General features: G+C 44.8%; 1 pseudogene. It reads right to left on the bottom strand.

Annotated features, from left to right (window positions below):
- A pseudogene (locus P5674_RS25905) lies at positions 1 to 104 on the bottom strand (reverse transcriptase N-terminal domain-containing protein); the annotation flags it as partial.
- Between the last annotated feature and the right edge of the window lie 376 nt (positions 105 to 480).

Raw genomic sequence — 480 nt, forward strand, 5'->3', positions numbered from 1 at the left:
ACTTTCCGTTGAACCTTAGTCCACGGGATTGTCTTCCATGCGTTGTTCGTAGTCTTGATTGGTTTTGATTTCTCAAATCCTTTCTTTGAACTCGCTATCGCCATTTGTACACCTACTAGACTCTATTCTTACAATCAAACCGTGACCTGTTAGCATATCCCTGCCATTACGGCAGGACGTTGGCTTTTGGTCACATCTCACATCCTCTAGGACTTGCGGTTACACTTATCCCTACTAACTACCTCGACCAGATAGTTAGAGTCCAGGAGGACTTAAAACGTTCCGTTTATATGGGCATTCCATCTTTAGATTTGTCCTCTCCACCGGGGTACTTTTAAAGGTCTGTGTAGGTAAATGAAAGAATCCTCCTACTCTTCCCCTTGCTCTTTTGAGCGCAGCGTGTCAACCTATTTCGCTACTTAACAGTGACGATGGTTCAAGCCGGACATTCGGTTTCCCTAATCATGGATGGTTGGCAGT

Origin of the sequence: Limnospira sp. PMC 289.06 (genome assembly GCF_032350395.1) — a bacterium.
GTDB lineage: Bacteria > Cyanobacteriota > Cyanobacteriia > Cyanobacteriales > Microcoleaceae > Limnospira > Limnospira platensis.